Here is a 25,929-nt window from a genome sequence, read left to right on the forward strand (position 1 = left end):
TTCAGAGCAAACGATAAGGCAATATTCCTCGGCGGTCGTGATCGACCGCCAATCTGCTTTTTAGCGGTGGAACGGCCCGCTGCACGCATTCAGCACGCTCGCAAATACGGCAGGAAACACCAATCGGATCGAAGGCAGAGCGGACAGCGATATCGAGCCCGTCCGCATAAACGAAATCCTGCGCATAGGCCACCTCGCAGCCAAGGGCGATAGCGTAACGCCGCTGGGGTGCGTTGAAGCCGCCCTCGCTCTTGGTCAGTTCTGTCGCAATGCAAAGATAACGCGCGCCATCCGGTGTTTCGGCCAGTTGGCGGATGATCCGCCCCGGTGTCTCAAACGCCTGATGCACATTCCACAGCGGGCACGCAGCACCATAGCGTGCAAACTGCAACTTGGCGGCACTGTGTCGTTTCGTGATATTTCCGGCCCGGTCTATACGCGCAAAGAACACCGGCACGCCCCGATGGCCGGAACGCTGCAAGGTGCTGAGCCGATGTGCGACCTGCTCCAGACTTGCCCCAAAACGCGACGCCAACAGTTCCAGGTCATGGCGCAGCTCTTTCGCTGCCGAGAGGAATATCTGATAGGGCAGCATCAGCGCCCCGGCAAAATAGTTGCGCAAGCCGATCTTGCAAATTTCAACAGCCTCGGCAGAGCGAAAATCCGCTCGTCTGGCAATCGTGCTCACCAGTTCTTCCATTTCCAGTTCGGCGATCTGGAACGCGATCTGGAAATTGCGGGTTGAGGCGGGAGAATAGGGATTGAGATAAAGCACCCGTGCTGCAGGATCGAACCGACGCAGCACCGCTTCTTCCGGCCCGGCCCGCGCAATATGCACCCGGTGGCGCTCCTCCATATATTGCGGCAAGGCCACGCCAATGTCCCGGCCCGGAATATTTAGCTCTGTAGCAAGCTTTTCTGCCGCAATATCAATCTCATGTACGTAATTGTCGATAAAGTGGAAAAAGTCGCGAACTTCCTCATAAGGCGCAGGCTCGGCAGTGGAAGGAGCGCGACCAAGCTGATTATCCAGACTTGCGAGTTGCTCGCTGTTACGACGATAGGCTTGATGGCAAGCAATCAGCGCATGCGCCAGCCCCGGCGCATTTTGCGTAATAAGCTTCAGTTCCTGTAAGTTCGGCTTGTAGTTATCGAAAACGGGATCGGCCAGCGCTTCGGAAACCGCCGAAAGCAATCGGTCGTCATCACCCAGTGAAATCGCACCTATATCGATCTGGTAGTTTTCAGCTAGCGCCAGAAGGACCGCAGCGGAAACAGGCCGCTGATTATTCTCGATCTGGTTGAGGTAACTCGTTGAAATACCGAGCCGTTCGGCAAAGCCCGATTGGGTTGCCTTATGTTGCTCGCGTATTTCTCGTATCTTTCTGCCGATATAAAGTTTTCTCGGTGCCATTTTTGCAAATTCGCATTTCGCTATTTGCAAATTTATATCTTACACAATCGCACCTTTTCAAGCTTTTCCAGAGCACCTTCAGATTTTAAGCATGAAGGAGAAAAAGACTATCTTTTCAGCTTCATAACTCGCCTTTCCAAGGCCGCCCAAAAGTGGGGACTTTATGCAGGAACTTCTGGAACAGCTCGAATCCCGTCGCGCCGAAGCTCGCCTTGGCGGCGGTCAGCGCCGCATCGATGCCCAGCATGGCAAAGGCAAGCTCACGGCCCGCGAAAGGATCGAAGTACTTCTCGACGAAGGATCGTTTGAGGAGTTCGACATGTATGTCACCCATCGCTGCACCGACTTCGGCATGGAAAAGCAGAAGGTTGCCGGCGACGGCGTAGTGACAGGCTGGGGCACGATCAACGGTCGGCAGGTCTATGTGTTCAGCCAGGATTTTACAGTTCTGGGCGGCTCATTGTCCGAAACCCATGCGCAGAAAATCTGCAAAATCATGGATATGGCCATGAAGAACGGCGCGCCGGTCATCGGGCTCAACGATTCCGGTGGCGCCCGCATTCAGGAAGGCGTTGCGTCGCTCGCGGGTTATGCCGACGTGTTCAAGCGCAATGTGGATGCATCCGGTGTGGTGCCGCAGATCTCCGTCATCATGGGCCCTTGCGCTGGCGGCGCGGTCTATTCGCCTGCCATGACCGACTTCATCTTCATGGTACGTGACAGTTCCTATATGTTCGTGACAGGCCCCGACGTGGTGAAAACCGTGACCAACGAAATTGTCACGGCGGAGGAACTGGGCGGTGCCTCAACCCACACCAGAAAGTCATCCGTCGCCGACGGCGCTTATGAAAACGATATCGAAGCGCTGGAACAGGTCCGCATTCTGTTCGACTTCCTGCCGCTCAACAATCGCGAGAAGCCGCCCGTACGTTCGGTATTCGACGATCCGGCACGGCTCGAAATGCGGCTCGACACATTGATTCCGGATAGCGCCACCAAGCCCTACGACATGAAGGAGCTTATCCACGCGCTGGCCGACGAAAGCGATTTCTTCGAAATTCAGGAATCTTTTGCAAAGAACATCATTACCGGCTTCATTCGCATGGACGGTCAAACCATCGGTGTCGTCGCAAACCAGCCCATGGTGCTTGCCGGTTGTCTTGATATCGATTCATCGCGCAAGGCAGCCCGGTTCGTTCGCTTTTGCGATGCCTTCAATATCCCGATCCTCACTCTTGTAGACGTTCCGGGCTTCCTGCCGGGCACAGCACAGGAATATGGCGGCGTCATCAAGCACGGCGCAAAGCTGCTCTTCGCCTATTCGCAAGCCACCGTCCCCATGGTCACGCTCATCACGCGCAAGGCCTATGGCGGTGCCTATGACGTGATGGCCTCGAAACATATCGGTGCTGACATCAACTATGCTTGGCCGACGGCGGAAATCGCGGTCATGGGCGCCAAGGGTGCAACGGAAATCCTCTATCGTTCCGAACTGGGCGATGTCGAAAAAATCGCCGCGCGCACGAAGGAATATGAGGAGCGTTTTGCCAATCCGTTCGTGGCCGCTGAACGCGGTTTCATCGACGAGGTCATCATGCCGCATTCCTCGCGTCGCCGCATTGCCCGCGCTTTTGCCAGCCTGCGCAATAAGCAGCAAAGCACGCCGTGGAAGAAGCACGACACCATTCCGCTTTAGTTTCGCATGATCTTATCAGAAAACCGGTTCCCACTTTTCGGGATCATGCCGTGGCAATGATCCGGTTCATTTGAGTAAAAGCACATGATCAAGAAAATTCTCATTGCCAATCGCGGCGAAATCGCATGCCGGGTTATCAAGACGGCGAAGAAAATGGGCATCGCAACGGTAGCGGTCTATTCCGATGTCGACCGCAATGCCCTGCATGTCAAAATGGCCGACGAAGCGGTCCACATCGGACCAGCGCCCTCCAATCAGTCCTATATCGTCATCGACAAGATTCTCGCGGCGATCAAGGAAACCGGCGCGGATGCCGTGCATCCGGGCTATGGCTTTCTGTCGGAAAATCCGCGTTTCGCTGAAGCACTGAAGGCCGCCAACGTCACCTTCATCGGGCCGCCGGTGAACGCAATTGACGCCATGGGCGACAAGATTACCTCAAAGAAGCTTGCCTCCGAAGCCGGTGTTTCCACTGTGCCCGGTCATATGGGCTTGATCGAGGACGCCGACGAAGCAGTTCGCATTTCCACATCCATCGGCTATCCTGTGATGATCAAGGCTTCTGCTGGCGGCGGCGGTAAAGGCATGCGCATCGCATGGAACGACGACGAAGCTCGCGAAGGTTTCCAGCTATCGCGCAACGAGGCAAAGTCCTCTTTCGGCGACGACCGCATCTTCATCGAAAAATTCGTCACACAGCCGCGCCATATCGAAATTCAGGTCCTGGGCGACCAGCACGGCAACGTTGTCTATCTTGGCGAACGCGAATGCTCGATCCAGCGCCGTAACCAGAAGGTCATCGAAGAAGCACCTTCGCCATTCCTTGATGAAGCGACCCGCAAGGCCATGGGCGAGCAGGCTGTAGCTCTTGCAAAGGCCGTCGGCTATTTTTCAGCCGGCACGGTGGAATTCATCGTTGATGGCGCGCGTCAATTCTACTTCCTTGAAATGAATACGCGTTTGCAGGTCGAGCATCCAGTGACGGAGCTCATCACCGGCATCGACCTTGTGGAAGAAATGATCCGCGTTGCATCCGGTGAAAAGCTCCGTTTCGGCCAGAGCGACGTGAAGCTGAACGGTTGGGCAATGGAAAGCCGCCTCTACGCGGAAGACCCGTATCGTAACTTCCTGCCTTCTATCGGCAGGCTGACCCGTTATCGTCCGCCAGCCGAAGGTCGCAATTCTGATGGTACAATCGTGCGCAACGACACTGGTGTGTTCGAAGGCGGCGAAATTTCGATGTATTACGATCCGATGATCGCAAAGCTCTGTACCTGGGGGCCTGACCGCGCCAGCGCCATCGACGCGATGGGAGATGCTCTGGACGCATTCGAGGTTGAAGGCATCGGCCATAACCTGCCCTTCCTGTCGGCTGTGATGGATCATTCGCGTTTCCGCGAGGGTGCTCTCACCACCGCATTCATCGCCGAGGAATATCCGGACGGCTTTGCCGGAGTATCGGTTTCCGAAGATGATGCGCGGGTGCTTGCAGCAGTTGCAGCCCAGATCAATCTGGCAATCGAACAGCGCAACATGCTGATTACCGGGCGGATTTCCAGCGAACAGCAATCTGTGGCAACCGACTGGGTAGCGACACTTGGCGGGTTCACTTTGCCAGTTCGTATTGCGGAAGGCGAAGGTGGAACGTCGATCAATTTCGTGGATGGCGGCAGCCTGCCGGTTGCGAGTGACTGGCATCCGGGCAGCCAACTGGGCTCGTTTACTGTTGGCGGCACGCCCATCGCTATCAAGGTTTCGCGCTCGGGCACTGGCTGGCGTTTGCGCTGGCGGGGGATGGATGTGGTCGCCCATGTGCGCAAGCCGCGTATCGCAGAACTCGCGCAACTTATGCCGGTAAAGCTGCCTCCAGATACATCGAAGATGCTGCTCTGCCCGATGCCGGGCGTCATCACATTGATCCTTGTCAAGGATGGTGAAACTGTCGAGGCTGGTCAGCCTCTGGCCACCGTGGAAGCCATGAAGATGGAAAACGTGCTGCGAGCGGAACGCCGTGCTACCGTAAAGCGCATTACGGCGGAAGCAGGTGCAAGTCTCACCGTGGATGAACTGATTATGGAATTTGAGTGAGGTCGATATGAGCGAGCGCCCCACCACCCGAGCAGACTGGGAAACCTTGGCCGAGAAGGAACTGAAACGGCCAGTCGACAGCCTCACCTGGCATACGCCGGAAGGCATTGACGTCAAGCCGCTCTACACGGAAGACGACCTGCAGGGCATTGGCCATCTTGGCACCCTGCCCGGTTTCGAGCCCTTTCTGCGCGGCCCTCGTGCGACCATGTATGCGGGTCGTCCATGGACGATCCGGCAATATGCGGGATTTTCGACGGCCGAAGAATCGAATGCCTTCTACCGCAAGGCTCTCGCCGCCGGTCAGCAGGGTGTTTCGGTTGCTTTCGATCTTCCCACGCATCGCGGTTATGATAGCGACCATCCACGTGTTGAAGGCGACGTGGGCAAGGCTGGCGTTGCCATCGATTCTGTCGAGGATATGAAGATCCTTTTCGACGGCATCCCGCTTGAAAAAATCTCCGTTTCCATGACCATGAACGGCGCGGTGATCCCGATCCTCGCCAATTTCATCGTGGCGGGCGAGGAACAGGGCGTACCGCGCGCGCAGCTTTCCGGCACGATCCAGAACGACATCCTCAAGGAGTTCATGGTCCGCAATACCTATATCTATCCGCCGGAACCCTCCATGCGGATCATTGCGGATATCATCGCCTATACCGCAGCTGAAATGCCGAAGTTCAACTCGATTTCGATTTCCGGCTACCATATGCAGGAAGCGGGCGCGACGCTGGTTCAGGAACTGGCCTTCACTCTTGCGGATGGGCGCGAATATGTACGCGCTGCCTTGAACAAGGGCCTGAATGTCGATGAATTTGCGGGGCGCCTGTCGTTCTTCTTCGCCATCGGCATGAATTTCTTCATGGAGATCGCCAAGCTGCGCGCTGCGCGGCTGCTCTGGTCACGCATCATGAAGGAATTCGATCCCAAGAAGCCCGGCTCGCTGATGCTACGTACGCATTGCCAGACCTCAGGCGTCTCTTTGCAAGAGCAGGACCCTTACAACAATATCGTCCGCACCGCATTTGAAGCCATGTCCGCGGCTCTTGGCGGCACGCAATCGCTGCACACCAATTCCTTCGATGAAGCCATTGCTTTGCCAACGGAATTTTCGGCTCGCATCGCCCGCAATACACAGCTCATCCTCCAGAACGAAACCGGCGTTACCAAAGTGGTCGATCCACTGGCGGGGTCCTATTACATCGAAAACCTCACCAACGAGCTAGCCGAAAAGGCATGGGCGTTGATCGAGGAAGTCGAGAAACTCGGCGGCATGACAAAGGCTGTCGAAAGCGGCCTTCCGAAGCGGCTCATCGAAGAAGCAGCCACCAAACGGCAGGCAGCAGTCGACAAGGGCGAAGAAGTCATTGTCGGTGTCAACAAGTTCCGCCTCGAACAGGAAGACGAAATCGACATTCTCGAAATCGACAATAGTGCCGTTCGCCAGTCACAGATTGCACGTCTCAACCGCATCAAGGAAACGCGCAACAAGGCAAAAGTCGAAGCGGCACTAGCGGAATTGGAAAAGATCGCCAGGACCGGTGAAGGCAACCTTCTCGCCGCCGCCGTTGAAGCCTCCCGCGCCCGCGCCAGCGTCGGTGAAATTTCCGACGCCATGCGCCGCGCATTCGGCGATCATGCTGCTGTTCCGAAGGTCGTCAAGAAGGTTTACGGCGCAGCCTACAAGGACGAGCCGGAATATCAGACGCTGGTTGACCGGCTCGGTGATTTCAAGAAACAGATCGGTGAAACGCCGAAAGTGATGGTGGCAAAGCTTGGCCAGGACGGCCATGATCGCGGAGCCAAGATCATTGCTTCAGCATTTGGCGATATTGGCTTCGACGTATTGGCTGGACCGCTGTTCCAGACGCCGTATGAAGCCGCCGATATGGCGATCAAGTCCAAGGTACACGTCCTCGGGGTCTCGTCGCTGGCAGCCGGTCACAAGACACTATTGCCCCAGCTTGTGGACACGCTCCGCAAGAAGGGCGCCGAGAACATCATCGTGGTCTGCGGTGGCGTCGTCCCTCGTCAGGATTATCAGTATCTGTTCGACCACGGTGTGGCAGCGGTCTTCGGACCAGGTTCGAATGTGCTCGACTGTGCCCGCGCCGTGTTGGACCTGATGGAAGGCAAGCGTCGTAATCTGTAGTATTATCAGATGGATATATCCTTTACAGGACTCATTTTCTGAACAACTTCAGAAGCCGGGTGAATAGCCCGGCTTCTTGCTCAAAACCGTCGTTCAGTTTTTCGGCCCGGCGAAGCCGGCAATCGTCGAGCCTGTAACGGATACTGGATCACTGGCTGGAAACGTATCCTCCAACCCTTCGTCAAGCTGGCGTTCAAGTTCTGCCCGATCGCCGGCACGGCGTGCACTTGGGCGCGCCAGCAGGCTTTCAGGCTGAATGCCGCATTCCATACAAGCAACGCCCAGCGCTTCGCCGAGTTTGATCGCAGCGCGGCGTAACACTTCATCGCGCGTCAGTTCCGCTTCCGTCTCGTTCTCAACCTTGACGGTGATCTTTTCGTCACCCTCGGTGACGAACTCCACCGTGTAGAGCTTGAATCCCCCGACAGAACTGATGCGGGTTTCGACAATTTCCATCGCTTAACCTCCGCGTTTTCTATGCAGATCAAACGTCGACCAGCGCCTGAAAGTTCCGCATGTCTATGCAATTACGGAACCCCACGCCCCCATCAAACGTTTCCCGCCTGTCGTTGGGAGGTTGCGATGTCACAGTTTTTCACAAAGCTCAGCGAAAAGGCTGCCGAACTTGCAGGCCATTATCTGGCATTCGTACTGGCAACCTTGTTCATCCTCATATGGGGTATCAGCGGGCCTTTATTCAGTTTCTCCGACACGTGGCAGTTAGTGGTGAATACATCGACTACCATCGTCACCTTCCTGATGGTGTTTCTGATCCAGAACGCACAGAATCGTGAAGCGAGCGCGACACAGGCAAAACTCGATGAAATTCTGAACATCGTCTCAACAACCAGCAGCGAGACGATTGGTGCGGAACATCTGCCGCTCGACAAACTGAAGGCGATTTTGAAGCACCTTGAAGCACAAAGCGAAAAAGCCTCGACCAACAATCCAGAGTAAGAAGGCCATCTTCCCGGATTGCTGCTCAGGCCTATATCTCTACGGGAGAAATTTCATCGTTAGCAGAAAGGATGTCCCATGGCCGTCACCAAGAAGCAGGAAGCCCGCGCTCTCAATGCCGACGAAAAAGAGCTGGTGGAAAAATCACACCACCCCTTTTTGCAGAACGTTCCCGACGAGGAGCTTTCCCATCTGGCGAAACTGATCCGCGAACGCCGCAAGAAGGCGAAAGATCAGGCTCACCAGCGCAGACGCGAAATGCGCGGAAAGGGAGCCGCTCGCGGCGCGTCTCCGTCCAAGGCGGACGAAGGTTCGCATCTGAAAGTTTCCGTTCTGGCTATGGCGGTGCGTCGCATCAACACCGAAGTTGAACGCAGACGCCGCATGTCGGCAAGCGCCGAACTGATCGCCAATGCCCGAAAAGCGCTTGCGACCAAAGAAGCCAACGAAAAGAAGGGCAAGGATTTCAACACGCGCCATGCGCTGAACGGCATGCGCAACATCCCGAACGAAAAATATGACAGCCTTGTCCGTCCGGCAGAACGTGGACGGCTCCGGAAGGCCGCCAGCGTCGCTCAGGCAAAGAAGGATACTCGTCAGAAGGAAGCGGGTTGAGCGTGTCTCCCAAAAGAAAAACCGGTTTTGGGAGCAAGACATGCGTGGAAAAGAATGATTACAGCATTTCCAACGCCGTCTTTCGGGACGGCGGTGCGAAAGCTTGATCGAGACGTTCCAATTGGTCCTCGGAAAGCCGCAACTCTGCGGCTTTTCTATTGTCTCGCACATGATGCAGGTTGGATGATTTTGGAATTGCGATGACATTGCCGTCCCGCATCGTCCAGGCGAGCGCGACAGAGGCCGCCGTTCCTCCCGTCTCGCTTGCAATTTCTGCCAGTACGGGACTGCCCAGCAATCGACCTTGCTCAATAGGCGAATAAGCCATCAGCGGAATTTTGCGCTCGGCACACCATGGCATCAGGTCGAATTCCGGGCCGCGTCGCGTCAGATTATAAAGTATCTGGTTCGTGGCAACGGCCTTGCCGCCCGTTATACCGATCAGTTCTTTCATATCATCCGTATCGAAATTGCTGACGCCCCAGCCGCCGATTTTTCCGGCATGCTGCAGTTCTTCAAATGCCGCGATAGTCTCTTCAATCGGGTATCGCCCACGCCAGTGCAGCAGATACAGATCTATACGATCAGTGCGAAGGCGCTCCAGACTTCTCTCGCAGGCCTCGATTGTTCCCTTCCGCGACGCATTGAACGGCAATACCTTGCTGACGATAAACACGTCGTCACGACGGCCCGTGATGGCTTCGCCGACAACATCTTCCGCCTCACCATCAGCGTACATTTCTGCGGTATCGATCAGCGCCATCCCGAGATCGATACCGCTTCTCAGTGCTTCGATTTCATAGCGGCGTTGTGTGTTGTCCTCACCCATATACCAGGTGCCTTGCCCGAGCGCTGGAACCGTCTGGCCCGAAGGCAGGGTGATTTGTGGTATGGTTCCGGTCATTGCATCTTCCCCTATGAAACGATCATCGACATGTTCGCTACATAGCTGGAAAATTCAAGGCTTTAAGAACGTGGGCTCAAGCAAAATGCAGACCGAAGCCCTGCATAAGCCTGCGGATTGCATAGTCCGGATTCTGGGATGTGACGACCGCCAGATCGTTGTGATGATGCAGTTCTTCATCGGGACGGCGTGGTTTCAGCAGAGAGACAGTACGCCGGGCGATCGCTTCCGCAGGGTCAAGCCAGTCAACCGGCCATGGCGCCAGACGGCGAAATACATTCGCAAGGAACGGATAGTGCGTGCAGGCCAGAACGACAATGTCGGTCCGGCTGTCATCTTGCTCAATGAAGCACGGGGCGATCTGGTCCACGACCAGCGCCTCATCAATCTTCTCGCCACGAATATGCGCTTCCGCTACCGCCGCAAGCTGATCGGCACCGACGAGACGAACATGGCACTGGGACGCGAAAGATTGAATGAGATCACGCGTATAAGCACGCCTGACAGTACCGGGGGTCGCCAGCACGGAAACAAGCCCGGACGATGTTCTTTCGGCGGCGGGCTTGATTGCCGGCACCGTGCCGACAAACGGCACCGAAGGATAGGCTTGCCGTAAGTCATCCAGCACCAGCGTGGAGGCCGTATTGCAGGCAATGACCGCGATTTCGGGATCATAGGCGGCGATGAGCTTGCCGAACAATTCGACAATCCGCTCCCTCAACGCATCCTCTTCCCATCCGCCATAGGGAAACCCGGCATCGTCGGCAACGTAGACGAAGCGACGATCCGGCATAAGCACCCGCGCTTCGCGCAAAACCGTCAGCCCTCCGATACCGCTGTCGAAAACCAGAATGGGTCTTTCGGCGTCGGCGGAAGGCATGGCGGAAAAGCTCACTGCGGGTGCGTTTTTCATTCGTCCTTGTCCTTCATTGCCGGAGCTTCGCTCGCAGGCTTGCGCGCACGTCCTTCCGGGGCACCCGAGCCACGCGGCTTCTTCGGTGTGAACACGTCAAGAGACGTGATAACACCGCGCAGCAATTTGAGTTCTGCGGATGCGAAGCCGGCGCGCGTCAGCACTGCACGCAGATTGTTGACCATGATTTCCTTGCGGGCTTCCGGGCGGAAATACCCTCTGACATCAAGGGCTTCTTCGAGATGATTGAAGAGTCCCTGCAACTCCTGCTTCGGCGCCATCTCAAGCTCTGGTCCACGGAACACGGTTTCCGTTTCCGTCTCAAGACCCGACTTCATCCATTCATAGGACATCAGCAAAACGGCCTGGGCGATATTCAGCGATGCAAAGGCAGGATTGACCGGAAACGTCACCAGCTCGTCCGCCAGCCCGACTTCCTCATTACTGAGACCGAAGCGTTCGCGACCAAACAGGATGCCGGTCTTCTCGCCAGTCCTGAAACGACGGCGCAATTCGCCACCTGCTTCCACGGCGCTGCGAACCTGTTTGAAGCCATCGCGCTCGCGTGCCGTCGTCGCATAGACGAAATTGAGATCGGCAATAGCCGACGGCAGGTCGTCATAGACCACCGCATTGTCGATCACATGATCGGCCTTGCTGGCTGCTGCCCTCGCCTTTTCGCTTGGAAACTCCTCGCGCGGATTAACGAGACGCAGTTCAGCCAGACCAAAATTCGCCATGGCGCGCGCCACCATGCCGATATTTTCCGGCAATTGCGGCTCCACCAGCACAATTGCCGGTCCTTCCGCGATAAAGGGGCGCTGTTTATCTGTTCCTGCCATGATCTCTTCCGCATTTGCTATCGTATCGTGGCGTTTCCCTTACATAATTGACGCAGAATCGCAAAGATTCCCCTTACGGGTTTTACGGAAAAGCCTGTGTAGTAGCCCGATAACACCTATTTGCTGCCCACTCGTGCCAGACTGCTGCCATCAGATACACGTTCAAGGGAGGAAACCATGTCCAGTAAGAAGATACTCATGCTTTGCGGCGACTTTGGTGAGGACTATGAAACCATGGTCCCGTTCCAGACACTTTTGACGGTTGGCCACACGGTTCATGCGGTCTGCCCCGGCAAGAAGGCTGGCGATCATATCGCGACAGCCATTCACGACTTTGAGGGCCATCAGACCTATACGGAAAAGCCGGGTCATAACTTCACGCTGAACGCGACCTTCGCCGAGGTGAAACCGGAGAGCTATGACGCACTGGTCATTCCCGGAGGCCGGGCACCGGAATATCTGCGCCTCGATGACAAGGTTATCGCTGTGGTGAAGCACTTCTTCGAAGCAAACAAGCCTGTTGCGGCAGTCTGCCACGGCGCGCAATTGCTGGCTGCAGCGCGCGTTCTGGAAGGTCGCACCTGCTCTGCCTATCCAGCCTGCCGCCCGGAAGTCGAGCTGGCCGGTGGCACCTATGCCGACATTCCAGTCGATCAGGCTGTCACGGATGGCAATCTTGTCACGTCGCCCGCATGGCCCGCCCATCCGGCATGGCTGTCACAGTTCCTTACTGTGCTCGGCACCAGGATCACCCATAGCTGATCGCAACGCCGCCCTGCCTGTTTCCCAACAAGGTTGCAGGTGGGGCGAAACTGCGCGACAGTAAGGTTGGGAGAATGATCCGGAGGAAATCATGTGCAGGCTGTTCATCGGTGCCGATCCTGAGCTCTGGTTGAGCGTGACACGTTCGTTGCGTATCGACGGCGTCGTAACGAGCGTCCGGCTTGAGAATTTTTTCTGGTGGGCTCTGGAAGACATCGCGGCACGCGATGATCTCACGGTCAGCCGCCTGATCGGCAAACTTTACGATGAATCACGCAATGAAGGGCACGACCTCGATAATTTTGCGTCATTCCTGCGGGTTTGCTGCGGACGCTATCTTTCGCTACAGTTGAACGGCCTTGTTCCCACCGACAAGTCAACCGCCATCTCCACACTGGATGCGGAAACAATTTTGGTCAGGGAACAGGAAAACTATCGCGAGCGGCAATCGTCATGGGAAAAATCTCACATTAACAACCACGCCGCATGATCTGCGTCATCTGAAAGCCGTTCCACACCTTTCGCAAATCTCTCCCGAAATTTTGACCACCTAAACGCTTTATAGGCCAAAGAATAAGCCTCTTACGCTTTGCCTTATTCGCCGCGAGTGCTATACGGGCGCGACGTATTGAAAAAGAGGCTTCATCCATGGCAAAAATCAAGGTTGCGAACCCAGTCGTTGAACTCGACGGCGACGAGATGACCCGCATTATCTGGCAGTTCATCAAGGACAAGCTGATCCATCCCTATCTCGACGTCGATCTGAAATATTACGATCTGTCGGTTGAAAACCGCGATGCGACCAATGACCAGGTCACCATCGATGCAGCCAACGCCATCAAGGAATATGGCGTCGGCGTAAAGTGCGCGACCATCACCCCTGACGAAGCGCGCGTTGAAGAGTTCAAGCTCAAGAAGATGTGGAAGTCGCCTAACGGCACCATCCGCAACATTCTCGGCGGCGTGATCTTCCGCGAGCCGATCATCTGCAAGAACGTTCCGCGTCTCGTGCCGGGCTGGACCCAGCCGATCATCGTTGGCCGTCATGCTTTCGGCGACCAGTACCGCGCGACCGATTTCAAGTTCCCCGGCAAGGGCACGCTTTCGATCAAGTTCGTCGGTGAAGATGGCGAGACCATCGAACACGAAGTCTATCAGGCTCCGGCGGCTGGCGTGGCAATGGCCATGTACAATCTCGACGAATCGATCCGCGAATTTGCACGCGCTTCGCTGAATTACGGCTTGCAGCGCAACTACCCGGTCTATCTCTCGACCAAGAACACCATCCTGAAAGCCTATGACGGTCGCTTCAAGGACATCTTCGAAGAAGTCTACCAGACCGAATTCGCAGACAAGTTCAAGGCTGCAAAGATCTGGTACGAACACCGCCTCATCGACGACATGGTGGCTTCGGCTCTCAAGTGGTCCGGCGGCTATGTTTGGGCTTGCAAGAACTACGACGGCGACGTGCAGTCGGACATCGTGGCTCAGGGCTTCGGCTCTCTCGGCCTGATGACCTCGGTTCTGATGACGCCGGATGGCAAGACGGTTGAAGCTGAAGCCGCACACGGCACCGTGACCCGTCACTACCGCCAGCATCAGAAGGGCGAGGAAACCTCGACCAACTCGATCGCTTCGATCTTCGCATGGACCCGCGGTCTGGCGCATCGCGCAAAGCTCGACGACAATGCCGAACTGAAGCGTTTTGCCGATACGCTGGAAAAGGTCTGCGTGGACACCGTCGAAAGCGGCTTCATGACCAAGGATCTGGCCCTGCTCATCGGTCCGGATCAGCCTTGGCTTTCGACCACCGGGTTCCTCGACAAGATCGACGAGAACCTCCAGAAGGCCATGGCCGCCTGATAAAATCTTCGACTTTTATTGTCGACATGGAAAACCCGGCAGCACCGCTGCCGGGTTTTTTCATTTCCTTTTCAAAGGAAAAAGCGCATCCTGCCACCGCTTACAGGGAGGATGAAATGGCTGAGTTGAAGCTCTATACCAACCCGATGTCGCGCGGACGTATTGCGCGCTGGATGCTGGAAGAGATCGGCAAACCCTATGATGTGGAAATTCTGGATTTCGGCCCGCCGATGAAGGGGCCTGACTACTGCACAATCAATCCGATGGGCAAAGTTCCAGCCCTCCGCCACGGCGATGCGGTGGTGACGGAAGTGGCTGCAATCTGCGCTTATCTGGCAATGACGTTTCCGGAAGCGGGCCTGGCGCCTCACCCCAATGAGCGCGCGGATTTCTTCCGCTGGCTGTTCTTTACGTCAGGTCCTGTGGAAGCCGCCTTGTCCAACCATGCACTCGGCTTTGAAATCCCCGCAGACAAGCAGGGAATGGTCGGCTACGGCAATTACGACACGGTGGTCAACACATTGGAGAAAGCGGTTTCGCACCATCCATACATCACCGGCGATCGCTTCACAGCGGCTGACGTTTATGTCGGCTCGCACATCGGCTGGGGCCTACGCTTCGGCACATTGCCGGCCCGAGGAGCGTTCGTCGCCTATTGGGACCGACTAAAAGATCGCCCCGCCATGAAGCGCGCCACTGAACTGGACGAAGCAGCGGCCGCAGCCATACAGCATTAACAACATAATGCTGGCTGTTCAGGTCACGTAATCTGGCCAGCCAGCTCAAACGTGCGTGAGAATGCCTGCGCACCTTTTGGCGAGAACGCGATGACACGCCCCGCTTCGCGGCGTGCCCAGCCCTTTGAAATGAAATGATTCAACAGCGCTGCACCGAGCGCTCCGCCCAGATGGTTGCGACGTTCACTCCAGTCGAGGCAGTGACGACAGACCGGGCGCTTGCCCTGCTCCAGAGTGGTCACATCAACGCCAAGGCAACTGAAAAACGACTTGCCCTTTTCTGTCAGCACCGGCTCGTTGTCATCAACAATCAGCCCAAGCCGATGCGAGGCATCGAGCATTTCCACGCCGCGCTCACCGGCCAGATGGTCATAGCAGATGCGTGCCTTGCGCAGCGCCTGATCTTTCGGGCCGGTCCGCACCCGCACAGCGCCAGTGCGTTGCGCGAGGCCCATAAGCCCCTCGAGGACCTGCGCCACATCTGTTCCAGAAAGCCGAAAATAGCGGTGCCGCCCCTGCTTTTCCGCAACCAGCAAATTGGCCGCATCGAGCTTTGCAAGATGTCCGCTGGCGGTTTGCAGCGTCACACCTGCGGCTGATGCAAGTTCACTGACAGTCAGCGCGCGTCCATCCATCAGTGCCGTGAGCATGTTTGCACGAGCCGGATCACCGAGGAGTGCTGCAACGGAAGCTATGATCGGGCCATCTTTCATACTTCGATGCTAACCGAACTATGAAGGCATTTCAATTGCTACATTGTCAGCATCGAAGACATGCATTTGAAGGAGACACGCATGATTACCTGTTTCATCCGCTATCAGATCGACCCGTTCAAAGCGGATGCCTTTGCAGAATATGCGCGCAATTGGGGAAAGGCCATCCCGCGCTGCGGCGTTGATCTCATCGGCTATTTCGGGCCGCATGAAGGTTCTTCAACCACGGCCTACGGCGTCTATTCAATCGAAAGCCTTGCGGCGTATGAAGCATATCGCGCACGGCTTGCCGCCGATCCGCTGGGACGCGAGAATTATGAATTTGCACGCCGAGAACAATTCATTCGATCCGAGGACCGCATCTTCCTTAAACTCCAATCCGCACCGCATGGGGAGTTCATCAAGCCATGATTGCCGTCATATTCGAAGTCTGGCCTGCCGATGGCGACAGACGCGAACAGTATCTCGATATTGCTGCAGGCCTGCGCGAAGATCTTTCCAGGATTGACGGCTTCCTGTCGATCGAGCGTTTTCAGAGCCTGGCCGATCCCGACAAATTGCTTTCGCTCTCGTTTTGGCGCGACGAAGATGCTGTACGCGAATGGCGCAACCTGCCGTCTCATCGGGTAGCACAGGGAAAGGGACGCAATGGCGTTTTTGAAAACTACCGTTTGCGTGTAGCCAGCGTCATGCGCGACTACGGCCTGGATGAGCGAAGCGAGGCGCCGGACGATAGCCGCACGGTTCATGCGACCTAATTCCGTCAACAAAAAAGGCCGGGATAACCCGGCCTTTTATCGCATTAGATGATAAGTGCCTTGACCGCTGCAATCGCAGCATCAGCCTTATCGCCATCCGGCCCGCCAGCCTGTGCCATGTCCGGGCGGCCGCCGCCACCTGCGCCACCAAGGGCCGCAGAAGCAGCACGAACCAGATCGACCGCGCTGAAGCGGCCGACCATATCTTCTGTCACCGCAGCCACCGCGCTGGCCTTGCTATCTTCGCCGACGCCAATGAACAGCACCACACCGGAACCGACCTGCTTCTTGCCTTCGTCGGCAAGCGGCTTGAGATCACGTGGAGAAACGCCAGTCACGATCTTGCCGAGGAAGTTGACGCCATTCACGGCTTCAACGGCACTGCCGCCGTCTGCCGAGCCGCCGCCAAGCGCAAGCTTCTTGCGGGCATCAGCAAGTTCGCGTTCCAGCTTCTTGCGTTCATCAAGCAGTGCGTTGACACGTTCCAGCGCTTCGGACGGTGTCGTCTTCAGGGCACCGGCAATGGCCTTTACGCGTTCGTCCTGCTCTTCGAGGTAAAGACGTGCCGCCTCACCCGTCAGCGCTTCCATACGCCGAACGCCAGCGGCAACCGCGCCTTCCGAAACGATGCGGACGAGGCCGATGTCTCCGGTCTGGCGCACATGCGTGCCGCCGCAAAGCTCGACTGAATAGGCCTTGCCTTCCTTCGAACCATGCTTGGCGGTGCCCATGGAAACGACGCGCACTTCATCGCCATATTTTTCACCGAACAGCGCCATGGCACCCTCGGCAATCGCATCGTCAACAGCCATCAGACGGGTGCTGACGGGAGCATTCTGCAGAATGATTTCATTGGCGAGGCTTTCCACCTGCGTCAGTTCTTCAGCCGAAATTGGCTTCGGATGCGAAAAGTCGAAACGCAGACGATCCGGTGCAACGAGCGAGCCCTTCTGTGCGACATGGCTACCAAGCGTTTCACGCAGTGCCTCATGCAGAAGGTGTGTCGCCGAATGGTTGGAACGGATGCGCGTGCGGCGCACCGAATCCACTTTCAGTTCGACAGCATCGCTGGTCTTCGCCGTCCCCTTGGTGACTTCGCCGATGTGAACGAAGACGCCCTCGCCTTTCTTCTGCGTATCCTTGACTGCAATAGCAAAACCTTCACCAGAGATCGTGCCGGTGTCGCCCTGCTGGCCACCGGATTCTCCATAGAACGGGGTCTGGTTGACGACGACCGCCACGGTCTCGCCTTCGGAAGCCGACTGCACTTCCGCACCGTCGCGCACCAAAGCGGTGATAACGCCTTCGGCAGTCTCGGTCTCGTATCCAAGGAATTCAGTCGCTCCGACCTTATCCTTGATACCGAACCAGATCGTTTCGGTTGCAGCTTCGCCGGAACCAGCCCAATTGGCACGGGCCTCGGCCTTCTGGCGCTCCATGGCGGCACTGAAGCCATCCGTATCGACGGCAATGCCGCGCTGACGAAGAGCATCCTGTGTCAAATCGAGCGGGAAGCCATAGGTGTCGTAAAGCTTGAAAGCGGTTTCGCCGTCGAGACGATCACCTTCAACAAGGTTTTCCGTCGCATCCGACAGAAGACCAAGACCGCGATCCAGCGTCTTGCGGAAACGGGTTTCCTCGAGCTTGAGCGTTTCGGAGATCAGCGCATCAGCGCGGATCAGTTCCGGATAAGCCTGTCCCATTTCGCGGATCAGAGCTGGCAACAGACGCCACATCAATGGCTCTTTCGCACCCAAAAGCTGGGCATGACGCATTGCACGGCGCATGATGCGACGCAGCACATAGCCGCGGCCTTCGTTGGACGGCAGGACACCGTCGGCGATCAGGAAGCTCGATGCGCGCAGATGGTCAGCAATGACGCGGTGGCTGGCGCGGAACCCACCTTCAGCCTTCACGCCGGTTGCTTCTTCGGAAGCGCGGATCAGTGCCTTGAAGAGATCGATATCGTAATTGTCATGCACGCCCTGCAGGACCGCTGCCACGCGCTCCAGCCCCATGCCCGTGTCGATGGATGGACGAGGCAGGTCAATGCGCTGTTCAGGCGTGATCTGCTCGAACTGCATGAAAACGAGGTTCCAGATTTCGATAAAACGGTCACCATCTTCGTCAGCCGATCCGGGAGGTCCGCCCCAGATATGATCGCCGTGGTCGAAGAAGATTTCAGAGCACGGACCGCAGGGGCCGGTATCGCCCATAGCCCAGAAATTATCGCTGGTAGCGATGCGGATAATGCGGTCATCGGAAAGACCGGCGATCTTCTTCCAGTAATTCGCGGCATCATCGTCCGTATGATAAACGGTGACGAGCAGCTTGTCCTTCGGCAGGCCGAATTCCTTCGTGATCAGGTTCCAGGCGAAGCTGATGGCATCTTCCTTGAAATAGTCGCCAAACGAGAAATTGCCGAGCATTTCAAAGAAAGTGTGGTGACGGGCGGTATAGCCGACATTGTCCAGATCGTTGTGCTTGCCACCGGCGCGAACGCATTTCTGCGAGGTGGTCGCACGATTATAGGAACGATGCTCAAGACCTGTAAAAACATTCTTGAACTGCACCATGCCCGCATTGGTGAACATCAGCGTCGGATCGTTACGCGGAACGAGCGGGCTCGATGAAACGACCTCATGCCCGTTCTTGCGGAAATAATCGAGGAATGTGGACCTAATCTCGTTGACGCCAGCCATAAGTCACCCTTGGGCTTTTTGCCCTGCACGGATACAGCTTTGCAGAAAGCTGCATCAATTATCCTGTTCAAACTCCCACAGCCGCCAACCGTCGTCGAAAGCCCGAGGCTCTCCCGCACTGCTAGGACGTGAAGTGGAGTTTTCGGTTGACCGCTTTTAACGGTGCCTTGCTTTTCTGTCCAGATAAGTACGCTGCGCCATAAAAGCAATTTCTGCCGAATGACGATAAATGCAGGCAGAAAATCAGCTCTGCCCGTCCGCAAAAACATCTCGTCGCAAAAACAAAAGCCCCGTGCAATTGCACAGGGCTTTGTTAATTCATTCGATGCTGTCTATCTTACATTTCGGCAGCGTCGCCTGCGTCATCTTCCGGTCCGCCATCTTCGAGGAACTGTTCGGCAATCAGACCGGCATTCTGACGAAGCGTCGTCTCGATCTCACGGGCCACTTCAGGATTGTCCTTGAGATATTGCTTGGCGTTTTCACGGCCCTGCCCCAGTCGCTGGGAATTATACGAGAACCATGCACCGGACTTCTCGACGACACCGGCTTTCACGCCAAGATCAACCAACTCACCGGTCTTGGAAACGCCAGCACCATACATGATGTCGAATTCGACCTGCTTGAACGGAGGCGCAAGCTTATTCTTGACGACCTTCACGCGGGTCTGGTTGCCAACAACCTCGTCACGTTCCTTGATAGAACCGATACGGCGAATATCGAGACGAACCGAAGCATAGAACTTGAGGGCGTTACCGCCGGTCGTTGTTTCCGGCGAACCGAACATCACGCCGATCTTCATACGAATCTGGTTGATGAAGATCACCATGCAATTCGAACGCGAGATAGATGCGGTCAGCTTGCGCAGCGCCTGGCTCATGAGACGAGCCTGAAGGCCTGGCAAGGAGTCACCCATTTCGCCTTCGATTTCTGCACGCGGCGTCAAGGCGGCGACGGAGTCAACGACGAGAACGTCGATAGCGCCCGAACGCACAAGCGTGTCAGTGATTTCAAGTGCCTGTTCGCCCGTATCCGGCTGCGAAATCAGCAGATTTTCCAGATCTACACCCAGCTTGCGTGCATAGACAGGATCAAGCGCATGTTCCGCATCGACGAACGCACAGATACCACCCTTCTTCTGTGCTTCCGCGATTGTATGCAGCGCGAGTGTCGTCTTACCGGAACTTTCCGGTCCGTAAATCTCAACAATACGTCCCTTGGGCAAGCCGCCGACACCCAGCGCGATGTCCAGAGAAAGCGAGCCGGTCGGAACGGTTTCGATCTCTATAACCGGGGCATTTTTCCCCAGGCGCATGATCGAGCCCTTACCGAACGCCCTTTCGATTTGCGACAGCGCCGCATCGAGAGCCTTAGTCTTGTCCACTGAATTTTCCTCAACAAGTCGCAATGAATTCTGAGACATCTTACACCATCCTCTTGTCTCGCTAGAAGCCCGGCAGGCTCGTTGCCACTATCTATTTGTATCTGTTTTGTTCTCATTTGGCAATGACGCTAACCTATTGAATATAAACAATTCCGTATTTTTGTTCTATAATCGTTCTCTAACATCAGCGAACACGAAAATAATCGAACTATCCACGAATTAACTTATTTCAAACCAAACTGCCCTCCTGCCGATTCGGAAAGACAAAGAAAAACGCAGCCCTTCTTTCGAAGAACTGCGTTTTTTGAAGCCTATTAACCCGGAAAGGGAATCAGCTTGCGGCGCGAAGCGGCGAGATCTGGATTTCCACGCGACGGTTCTGTGCACGGCCTTCCGGTGTTGCGTTAGTGGCAACTGGCTGGCTCGCACCATAGCCAATAACGGCGAAGCGACGCGGATCAATACCCTGCGAACCCAGATAGCTTGCGACCGAAGCGGCACGGCGCTGCGAAAGAGCCTGATTGTGGCTGACGCTGCCGGTCGAATCGGTATGGCCATAAACGTCCACGAGCGTCTGGTTGAACTTGCGCAGCACAATCGCGACCGAATTAAGCGTCGGATAGAACTGGCTCTTCACCTGATCCTGATCGGTATCAAAAGTGATGCTGGACGGCATATTCAGGATGATCTGGTCGCCGTTACGGGTCACGGAAACCCCGGTACCCTGCAACTGTGCGCGGAGCTCATTTTCCTGACGATCCATGTAATTGCCGATTGCACCACCGCCGAGTGCACCGATACCGGCACCAATCAGAACGGCATTGCGCTGCGCGCGGCTGGAACCGCCGACCATCAGGCCACCGAGGGCGCCCACGGCCGCGCCAATCGCAGCACCGCCCGCAGTGTTCGACATCTTCTGTTCCCCGGTATAGGGGTCGGTGGTGCAGCCTGCCAGAAATGTGGCGGCGAAAAGGGCAATACCGATCTTCTTCAGCATGAAATGGTCATCCTCAATTAGCGAATCCGCTCGCATGATAGTAGCGATTAAGGCCGGATGGTGTCTCAAATGCGAGACTGAATCCGGTCTGTTGCTTTTTAGCCGATGCCTCCGCAACTGCGCAACTGCGTGGCGTAACGATTGGCCATGGATTGGGCCCGTTTTGCGCCGTTGAGCGCCGTGGCATTCCCGCGCCAGGCACCACGTGCATAACCGCCATGGCCCGAATAGTAAGCGAGATAAAGACTGTAGGCATCGGCGCGATTGATGCCGTTCTTCAGATAGCTTTGATAGTGATACCAGCCAATGAAATGGATAGCGTCCGCAAAATTGGTGCGCGATGCCGTCCACCGACCCGTTTCCCGCTTGTAACGATCCCAGGTGCCATTCAGCGCCTGCGAATAACCATAGGCGCTGGAGGCCCGCTTCCACGGGATAATCCAGAGAATCTTGGTCCGTGGCGGGCGAGCATAGGGCTGGAAGCCGGATTCGGTATAGATTGTGGCCATCAGAACCGGAACCGGCACACCGAACTCGCGCGAAACCCGCGTGGCAGCCGTCTGCCAGTTATTGAACCAACCGTCGCGTTGATCGAAGACCGCACATACATTGTTGACCTGCCGTGGGGCGGTCGCGCAGCCTCCTAGGATCACGAGCGCGACGAGAAACAAAACGCGCATCATGGAAAACCTCGTCTCTTTGCAAAGATTGATAAAATGTAAAGATTAAGAAGACCTTTCTAACGATGGGTCACGTGTTCCCGAGGCCTTCAAACCCGCGTGAAGCAGCAAAGCAAAAGCCGCTGCCAATATGACAGCGGCCCAAATTGTGGATGAATGTGGATAACTATGGGGATAGCGCGTTTTCAACGGTCGAAACTGCCTGAAAACCATGCTTGGAGGGTTTCCGCTGAAACAGAACCGCTTCAAACTTCAACGGCGCCCCTGACGCTCCTGTCGCAAACGCGCCCAGTATTCGAGGCGCTTGCGGATATCCCGCTCAAAGCCCCGCTCCGGCGGATCGTAGAACTTCTGCCTGCCCATGCTTTCCGGAAAATAATCCTGTCCTGAAAACGCGTCTGGCTGGTCATGGTCATAGGCATAGCCTTCCCCATAACCCTCATTCTTCATGAGCTTGGTCGGTGCGTTGAGAATATGCTTCGGCGGCAGCAGGGAACCGTTTTCCTTGGCCGCGCGCATCGACGCTTTATAAGCCACATAGACAGCGTTCGATTTCGGAGCCGTCGCAAGATAGACACAGGCTTGCGCCAGCGCCAGTTCACCTTCCGGAGAACCGAGATAGTCGTAGGCATCCTTGGCAGCGTTGCAGATAACCAGTGCTTGCGGGTCAGCCAAGCCGATATCTTCAACGGCCATGCGCACAAGCCGCCGCCCGAGATATAACGGGTCTTCACCTGCATCAAACATACGGGAAAGATAATAAAGCGCCGCGTCGGGGTCCGATCCCCGCACCGACTTATGCAGCGCCGAGATCAGATTATAATGTCCGTCCTGCCCCTTATCATAAACCGGGGCACGGCGTTGCACGACATCCTGCAGCTTTTCAGCGGTAAACACTTCATCGGGACGTGCCGCGCGCCATACTTCTTCGGCAAGCGTCAGCGCCGCGCGTCCATCGCCGTCTGCCATGCGAACAAGGCTTGCCCGCGCTTCCTCGTCCAGTGGCAGGGAACGTTCTTCCTGCTCTTCGGCACGGGTCAGAAGCGTTGCAATGCTCTCGCCGTCGTGAGGATGGAAAGTCAGCACCCTCGCCCGGGACAAAAGAGCCGCATTGAGCTCAAAAGACGGGTTTTCCGTCGTGGCGCCGATCAGGATAACGGTGCCGTCTTCCATGACCGGCAGAAACGAATCCTGCTGTGCACGATTGAAGCGATGAATTTCGTCTACGAAAAGCAGTGTCTGGCGTCCCGACATGCGTCGCGCGCGGGCCGATTCAAAGACCTTCTTGAGATCGGCAACGCCGGAGAAAATCGCCGAAATCTGCTCAAACGCCAGATCGGTCTCCCCTGCAAGCAGGCGCGCAACGGTCGTCTTGCCGGTACCGGGAGGCCCCCAGAAGATCATGGAGCCGAGCGAACCGGACGCAATCATGCGTGTCAGCACACCTTCGGGCCCGGTCAGATGTTCCTGACCGGTTACTTCCGACAAATGCTTCGGACGCAGGCGATCAGCAAGCGGCCGGTTGCGGTCCGCGTTCGGGTCTGCCGCTGCTGAGAAAAGGTCGCTCATTTCATTCGCTCTATCAAAAGACTAATGCCGCTTCAGGCATAATGCGACCCGAAGCGGCATGCAACTTTTGGCGATATACTGACCGATAGTTTTAACGCACAAACTGACGCAACAGCGTTCCGTTGCGTTCCACCTCAAGCCGCCAGCCGAGACCACGTCCCCCACCCAGAACCGCAGTCATATCCTCCACGGAGCGGATAGGATTCCCGTTGATGCTGCGAACAATGTCGCCAGGGCGTAATCCGAGCCTTGCCGCCGGCGAACCGGAATAGACGTCCACGATGACTACGCCATGGCTATCACTCTTGAGTCGCAGTTTTGTAGCCGTGGACGGCGTCAGCACAAGGACAGCGGCACCGGCGAAAGGATTATCGCCCTTAATTACCTGTGGTGCAGTTTCCTTGACTTCAGGCGCTTTGGAGAGCTTCACCGGGATGGTCTGGTTCTTTCCATCCCTCATGATTTCGACCGACACAGTGTTTCCGATGCCCGCAGTCGAAAGGCGATAACCAAGCACATCCTGATTATCGACGCGAACGCCCTGAATGGATAGGACCACATCGCCGATCTTCAGTCCTGCCGATTCCGCAGGGCCGCCTTTTGCAACGGCTGTAATCAAAGCCCCATAAGGCTTTTCCATTCCAAGCCCTTCGGCAAGATCGGAGGTCACGCCCTGGAACGTCGCACCGATATAAGGGCGTTCGAAACTTTTGCTGCCATTCTGCGCAGCTTCTATAACGGCGCGAACCATATTGGACGGAATAGCAAAGCCAATACCCACCGAGCCACCAGAGCGCGAATAGATCGCAGTGTTGATACCGATCAGGCGTCCGCGCATGTCGATCAATGCGCCACCCGAATTACCCGGATTGATGGCAGCATCTGTCTGGATGAAGAAATCGAAATCGGAAATGCCAACCTGTGTGCGGGATTGCGCCGATACGATACCGCTCGTCACGGTCTGCCCGACGCCGAACGGGTTACCGATGGCGAGCACCAGATCACCGACTTCGACTTCGTCGGAGTTACCAAGACCCAACACCGGAAACTTGTCCTTGGCTTCGATTTTCAGCACAGCGAGGTCCGTGGTTTCATCTCGCAGAAGCAGCTTGCTTTCAAACTCCCGCCCATCTGACAAGGCGACCTTGATTTCGTCAGCGTCCTTGATGACGTGATTGTTCGTCACGACAATACCAGAACTATCGACGATCACGCCGGAACCGAGCGATTGTTGTATGCGCGGCTTGCTTTCCCCGAACTGCCGCCCAAAAAACTGCTCGAAGAACGGATCGCCCGCAAATGGCGACTGTGCCCGGGCCTGCACCTGTCGCGCCGCATAGACATTGACAACGGCCGGCGTCGTCTCTTTCACGAGAGGAGCGAAGGAAAGTTGCATATCACCGCGGCTGAGCGGCACTTCCCTGGGGGGCGTTGCAGGCGCATCCTGCGCCATAGCGAACGGCACTGCCAGCCCGACCGACGCCACTACAAGACCCAATATACCTAAACGTCGCCAATTCATGCACATACTCCGCGCTTATCAAGCTTACTGCCGCTTTCGGGAAAGCATGCAAGACTCGGTCTTGAATGTAGTCAACTGAGGGCAAGGATAAAGGGCCACATTGTGACCTTGGACAGCAAACCGGCAATTTTTCGTGAAACGCCTGCGCCCGAACGACTGGAAAAACGGCCTGCGCAAAGAAAAAGGGCCGCACAAGGCGGCCCTTTTCAATAGTCAGAAACAGTGCAGATTATGCTGCGTCTGCTTCCGCAGCCTGTTCGGCTTCGACGCGGGCGCGGTCAGCCTTGCCCTTTGCATCGACATCGCGTTCCACGAATTCAACAACTGCCAGAGGCGCATTGTCGCCAGCGCGGAAGCCAGCCTTCATGATGCGGATATAGCCGCCGTTGCGGGTTGCATAGCGAGCAGCCAGCGTATCGAACAGCTTTGCGACGAGCTTGACGTCGCGAATAGCCGAGATAGCCTGACGGCGAGCATGCAGATCGCCGCGCTTGCCAAGCGTGACAAGCTTTTCAACGATCGGGCGAATTTCCTTAGCCTTAGGAAGCGTCGTCACAATCTGCTCGTGTTCGATAAGCGAAGCAGCCATGTTGGCGAACATCGCCTTGCGGTGCGAGGCAGTGCGGTTCAGCTTACGGTATCCGTTACCGTGACGCATGAG

Annotated in this window: 24 protein-coding genes; 11 read left to right on the plus strand and 13 right to left on the minus strand. The window is 56.2% G+C overall.

What is annotated here, in order from left to right; genetic code table 11:
- Window position 1 precedes the first annotated feature (1 nt).
- Window positions 2-1,414: a helix-turn-helix domain-containing protein gene (locus F9K94_RS03275; protein WP_061346179.1), complete on the minus strand. Its 1,413-nt coding sequence runs from the start codon at window positions 1,412-1,414 to the stop codon at window positions 2-4.
- Window positions 1,415-1,577: 163 nt separating this feature from the next.
- Between F9K94_RS03275 and F9K94_RS03280 the strand changes: the two genes are divergently transcribed.
- The 3 genes from F9K94_RS03280 to scpA all read left to right on the plus strand — a co-directional run bounded on the left by F9K94_RS03280 (window position 1,578) and on the right by scpA (window position 7,350).
- Window positions 1,578-3,110: an acyl-CoA carboxylase subunit beta gene (locus F9K94_RS03280; protein ID WP_151643647.1), complete on the plus strand. Its 1,533-nt coding sequence runs from the start codon at window positions 1,578-1,580 to the stop codon at window positions 3,108-3,110.
- 84 nt (window positions 3,111-3,194) lie between these two features.
- Window positions 3,195-5,198, plus strand: a complete 2,004-nt coding sequence (locus F9K94_RS03285) for an acetyl-CoA carboxylase biotin carboxylase subunit (protein WP_151643649.1) — start codon at window positions 3,195-3,197, stop codon at window positions 5,196-5,198.
- Between the two features lie 7 nt (window positions 5,199-5,205).
- Entirely contained in the window at window positions 5,206-7,350 is a 2,145-nt protein-coding gene (scpA, locus tag F9K94_RS03290; protein WP_151643651.1) for a methylmalonyl-CoA mutase, read from the plus strand.
- 93 nt (window positions 7,351-7,443) lie between these two features.
- Here the strand turns inward: scpA and F9K94_RS03295 are convergent, their stop codons facing one another.
- Entirely contained in the window at window positions 7,444-7,806 is a 363-nt protein-coding gene (locus tag F9K94_RS03295) for a hypothetical protein (protein ID WP_151643653.1), read from the minus strand.
- Between the two features lie 126 nt (window positions 7,807-7,932).
- On the opposite strand from F9K94_RS03295, the gene F9K94_RS03300 reads away from it, so the two are divergent.
- Together F9K94_RS03300 and F9K94_RS03305 are read left to right on the plus strand one after the other, a co-directional pair.
- Window positions 7,933-8,307, plus strand: a complete 375-nt coding sequence (locus F9K94_RS03300) for a low affinity iron permease family protein (RefSeq protein ID WP_151643655.1) — start codon at window positions 7,933-7,935, stop codon at window positions 8,305-8,307.
- Between the two features lie 78 nt (window positions 8,308-8,385).
- Window positions 8,386-8,922 (plus strand): hypothetical protein, encoded by a 537-nt coding sequence (locus F9K94_RS03305; protein WP_061346173.1) that lies wholly within the window; start codon window positions 8,386-8,388, stop codon window positions 8,920-8,922.
- A gap of 58 nt (window positions 8,923-8,980) precedes the next feature.
- Here the strand turns inward: F9K94_RS03305 and F9K94_RS03310 are convergent, their stop codons facing one another.
- From F9K94_RS03310 to F9K94_RS03320, 3 genes are all read right to left on the minus strand, one after another.
- Window positions 8,981-9,826: an aldo/keto reductase gene (locus tag F9K94_RS03310; protein WP_151643657.1), complete on the minus strand. Its 846-nt coding sequence runs from the start codon at window positions 9,824-9,826 to the stop codon at window positions 8,981-8,983.
- Between the two features lie 76 nt (window positions 9,827-9,902).
- Entirely contained in the window at window positions 9,903-10,739 is an 837-nt protein-coding gene (murI, locus tag F9K94_RS03315) for a glutamate racemase (protein ID WP_151643659.1), read from the minus strand.
- The gene (locus F9K94_RS03320; RefSeq protein ID WP_113342564.1) at window positions 10,736-11,581 is read right to left on the minus strand and encodes an RNA methyltransferase; all 846 of its coding nucleotides are present in this window, start codon (window positions 11,579-11,581) and stop codon (window positions 10,736-10,738) included. Before F9K94_RS03320 ends, murI begins: the two co-directional genes overlap by 4 nt.
- A gap of 177 nt (window positions 11,582-11,758) precedes the next feature.
- On the opposite strand from F9K94_RS03320, the gene F9K94_RS03325 reads away from it, so the two are divergent.
- The 4 genes from F9K94_RS03325 to F9K94_RS03340 all read left to right on the plus strand — a co-directional run bounded on the left by F9K94_RS03325 (window position 11,759) and on the right by F9K94_RS03340 (window position 14,943).
- Window positions 11,759-12,343, plus strand: a complete 585-nt coding sequence (locus F9K94_RS03325) for a DJ-1/PfpI family protein (protein WP_113342563.1) — start codon at window positions 11,759-11,761, stop codon at window positions 12,341-12,343.
- 91 nt (window positions 12,344-12,434) lie between these two features.
- Window positions 12,435-12,833, plus strand: coding sequence for a ribbon-helix-helix domain-containing protein (locus F9K94_RS03330; protein WP_151643662.1), 399 nt, complete (start codon window positions 12,435-12,437; stop codon window positions 12,831-12,833).
- A gap of 158 nt (window positions 12,834-12,991) precedes the next feature.
- A complete protein-coding gene (locus F9K94_RS03335) occupies window positions 12,992-14,206 on the plus strand; it encodes an NADP-dependent isocitrate dehydrogenase (protein ID WP_151643664.1) in 1,215 nt (404 codons plus the stop codon).
- A gap of 116 nt (window positions 14,207-14,322) precedes the next feature.
- Window positions 14,323-14,943, plus strand: coding sequence for a glutathione S-transferase family protein (locus tag F9K94_RS03340; protein ID WP_061346482.1), 621 nt, complete (start codon window positions 14,323-14,325; stop codon window positions 14,941-14,943).
- 23 nt (window positions 14,944-14,966) lie between these two features.
- Here F9K94_RS03340 and F9K94_RS03345 read toward each other — a convergent pair whose 3' ends face one another.
- Complete coding sequence (locus F9K94_RS03345) at window positions 14,967-15,656, minus strand: ArsR/SmtB family transcription factor (protein ID WP_061346166.1); 690 nt, start codon at window positions 15,654-15,656, stop codon at window positions 14,967-14,969.
- Window positions 15,657-15,737: 81 nt separating this feature from the next.
- Here F9K94_RS03345 and F9K94_RS03350 point away from each other — a divergent pair, with 81 nt between their 5' ends.
- On the plus strand, window positions 15,738-16,067 hold the full coding sequence (locus tag F9K94_RS03350; RefSeq protein WP_061346165.1) for an NIPSNAP family protein: 330 nt from the start codon (window positions 15,738-15,740) through the stop codon (window positions 16,065-16,067).
- Window positions 16,064-16,414, plus strand: coding sequence for an antibiotic biosynthesis monooxygenase family protein (locus F9K94_RS03355; RefSeq protein ID WP_061346164.1), 351 nt, complete (start codon window positions 16,064-16,066; stop codon window positions 16,412-16,414). The genes F9K94_RS03350 and F9K94_RS03355 overlap by 4 nt, the downstream gene beginning before the upstream one ends.
- A gap of 44 nt (window positions 16,415-16,458) precedes the next feature.
- On the opposite strand, the gene alaS is transcribed toward F9K94_RS03355, so the two are convergent.
- The 7 genes from alaS to rplQ all read right to left on the minus strand — a co-directional run bounded on the left by alaS (window position 16,459) and on the right by rplQ (window position 25,926).
- Window positions 16,459-19,116 carry an alanine--tRNA ligase gene (gene alaS / locus F9K94_RS03360; protein WP_151643666.1) on the minus strand — a complete coding sequence of 886 codons (2,658 nt, stop codon included), beginning with the start codon at window positions 19,114-19,116 and terminating at the stop codon, window positions 16,459-16,461.
- 337 nt (window positions 19,117-19,453) lie between these two features.
- Window positions 19,454-20,539: a recombinase RecA gene (recA, locus tag F9K94_RS03365; protein WP_012091915.1), complete on the minus strand. Its 1,086-nt coding sequence runs from the start codon at window positions 20,537-20,539 to the stop codon at window positions 19,454-19,456.
- 292 nt (window positions 20,540-20,831) lie between these two features.
- Complete coding sequence (locus F9K94_RS03370; protein WP_010659932.1) at window positions 20,832-21,497, minus strand: OmpA family protein; 666 nt, start codon at window positions 21,495-21,497, stop codon at window positions 20,832-20,834.
- Between the two features lie 98 nt (window positions 21,498-21,595).
- Window positions 21,596-22,180 (minus strand): transglycosylase SLT domain-containing protein, encoded by a 585-nt coding sequence (locus F9K94_RS03375; protein ID WP_061346161.1) that lies wholly within the window; start codon window positions 22,178-22,180, stop codon window positions 21,596-21,598.
- Between the two features lie 249 nt (window positions 22,181-22,429).
- Window positions 22,430-23,746, minus strand: coding sequence for a replication-associated recombination protein A (locus tag F9K94_RS03380; RefSeq protein WP_151643667.1), 1,317 nt, complete (start codon window positions 23,744-23,746; stop codon window positions 22,430-22,432).
- Between the two features lie 91 nt (window positions 23,747-23,837).
- The gene (locus F9K94_RS03385) at window positions 23,838-25,268 is read right to left on the minus strand and encodes a DegQ family serine endoprotease (protein WP_151643669.1); all 1,431 of its coding nucleotides are present in this window, start codon (window positions 25,266-25,268) and stop codon (window positions 23,838-23,840) included.
- Window positions 25,269-25,497: 229 nt separating this feature from the next.
- Window positions 25,498-25,926: a 50S ribosomal protein L17 gene (gene rplQ / locus F9K94_RS03390; protein ID WP_006467000.1), complete on the minus strand. Its 429-nt coding sequence runs from the start codon at window positions 25,924-25,926 to the stop codon at window positions 25,498-25,500.
- Window positions 25,927-25,929: the final 3 nt, after the last annotated feature.

The organism is Brucella tritici (genome assembly GCF_008932285.1).
GTDB classification, from domain to species: Bacteria; Pseudomonadota; Alphaproteobacteria; order Rhizobiales; family Rhizobiaceae; genus Brucella; species Brucella tritici.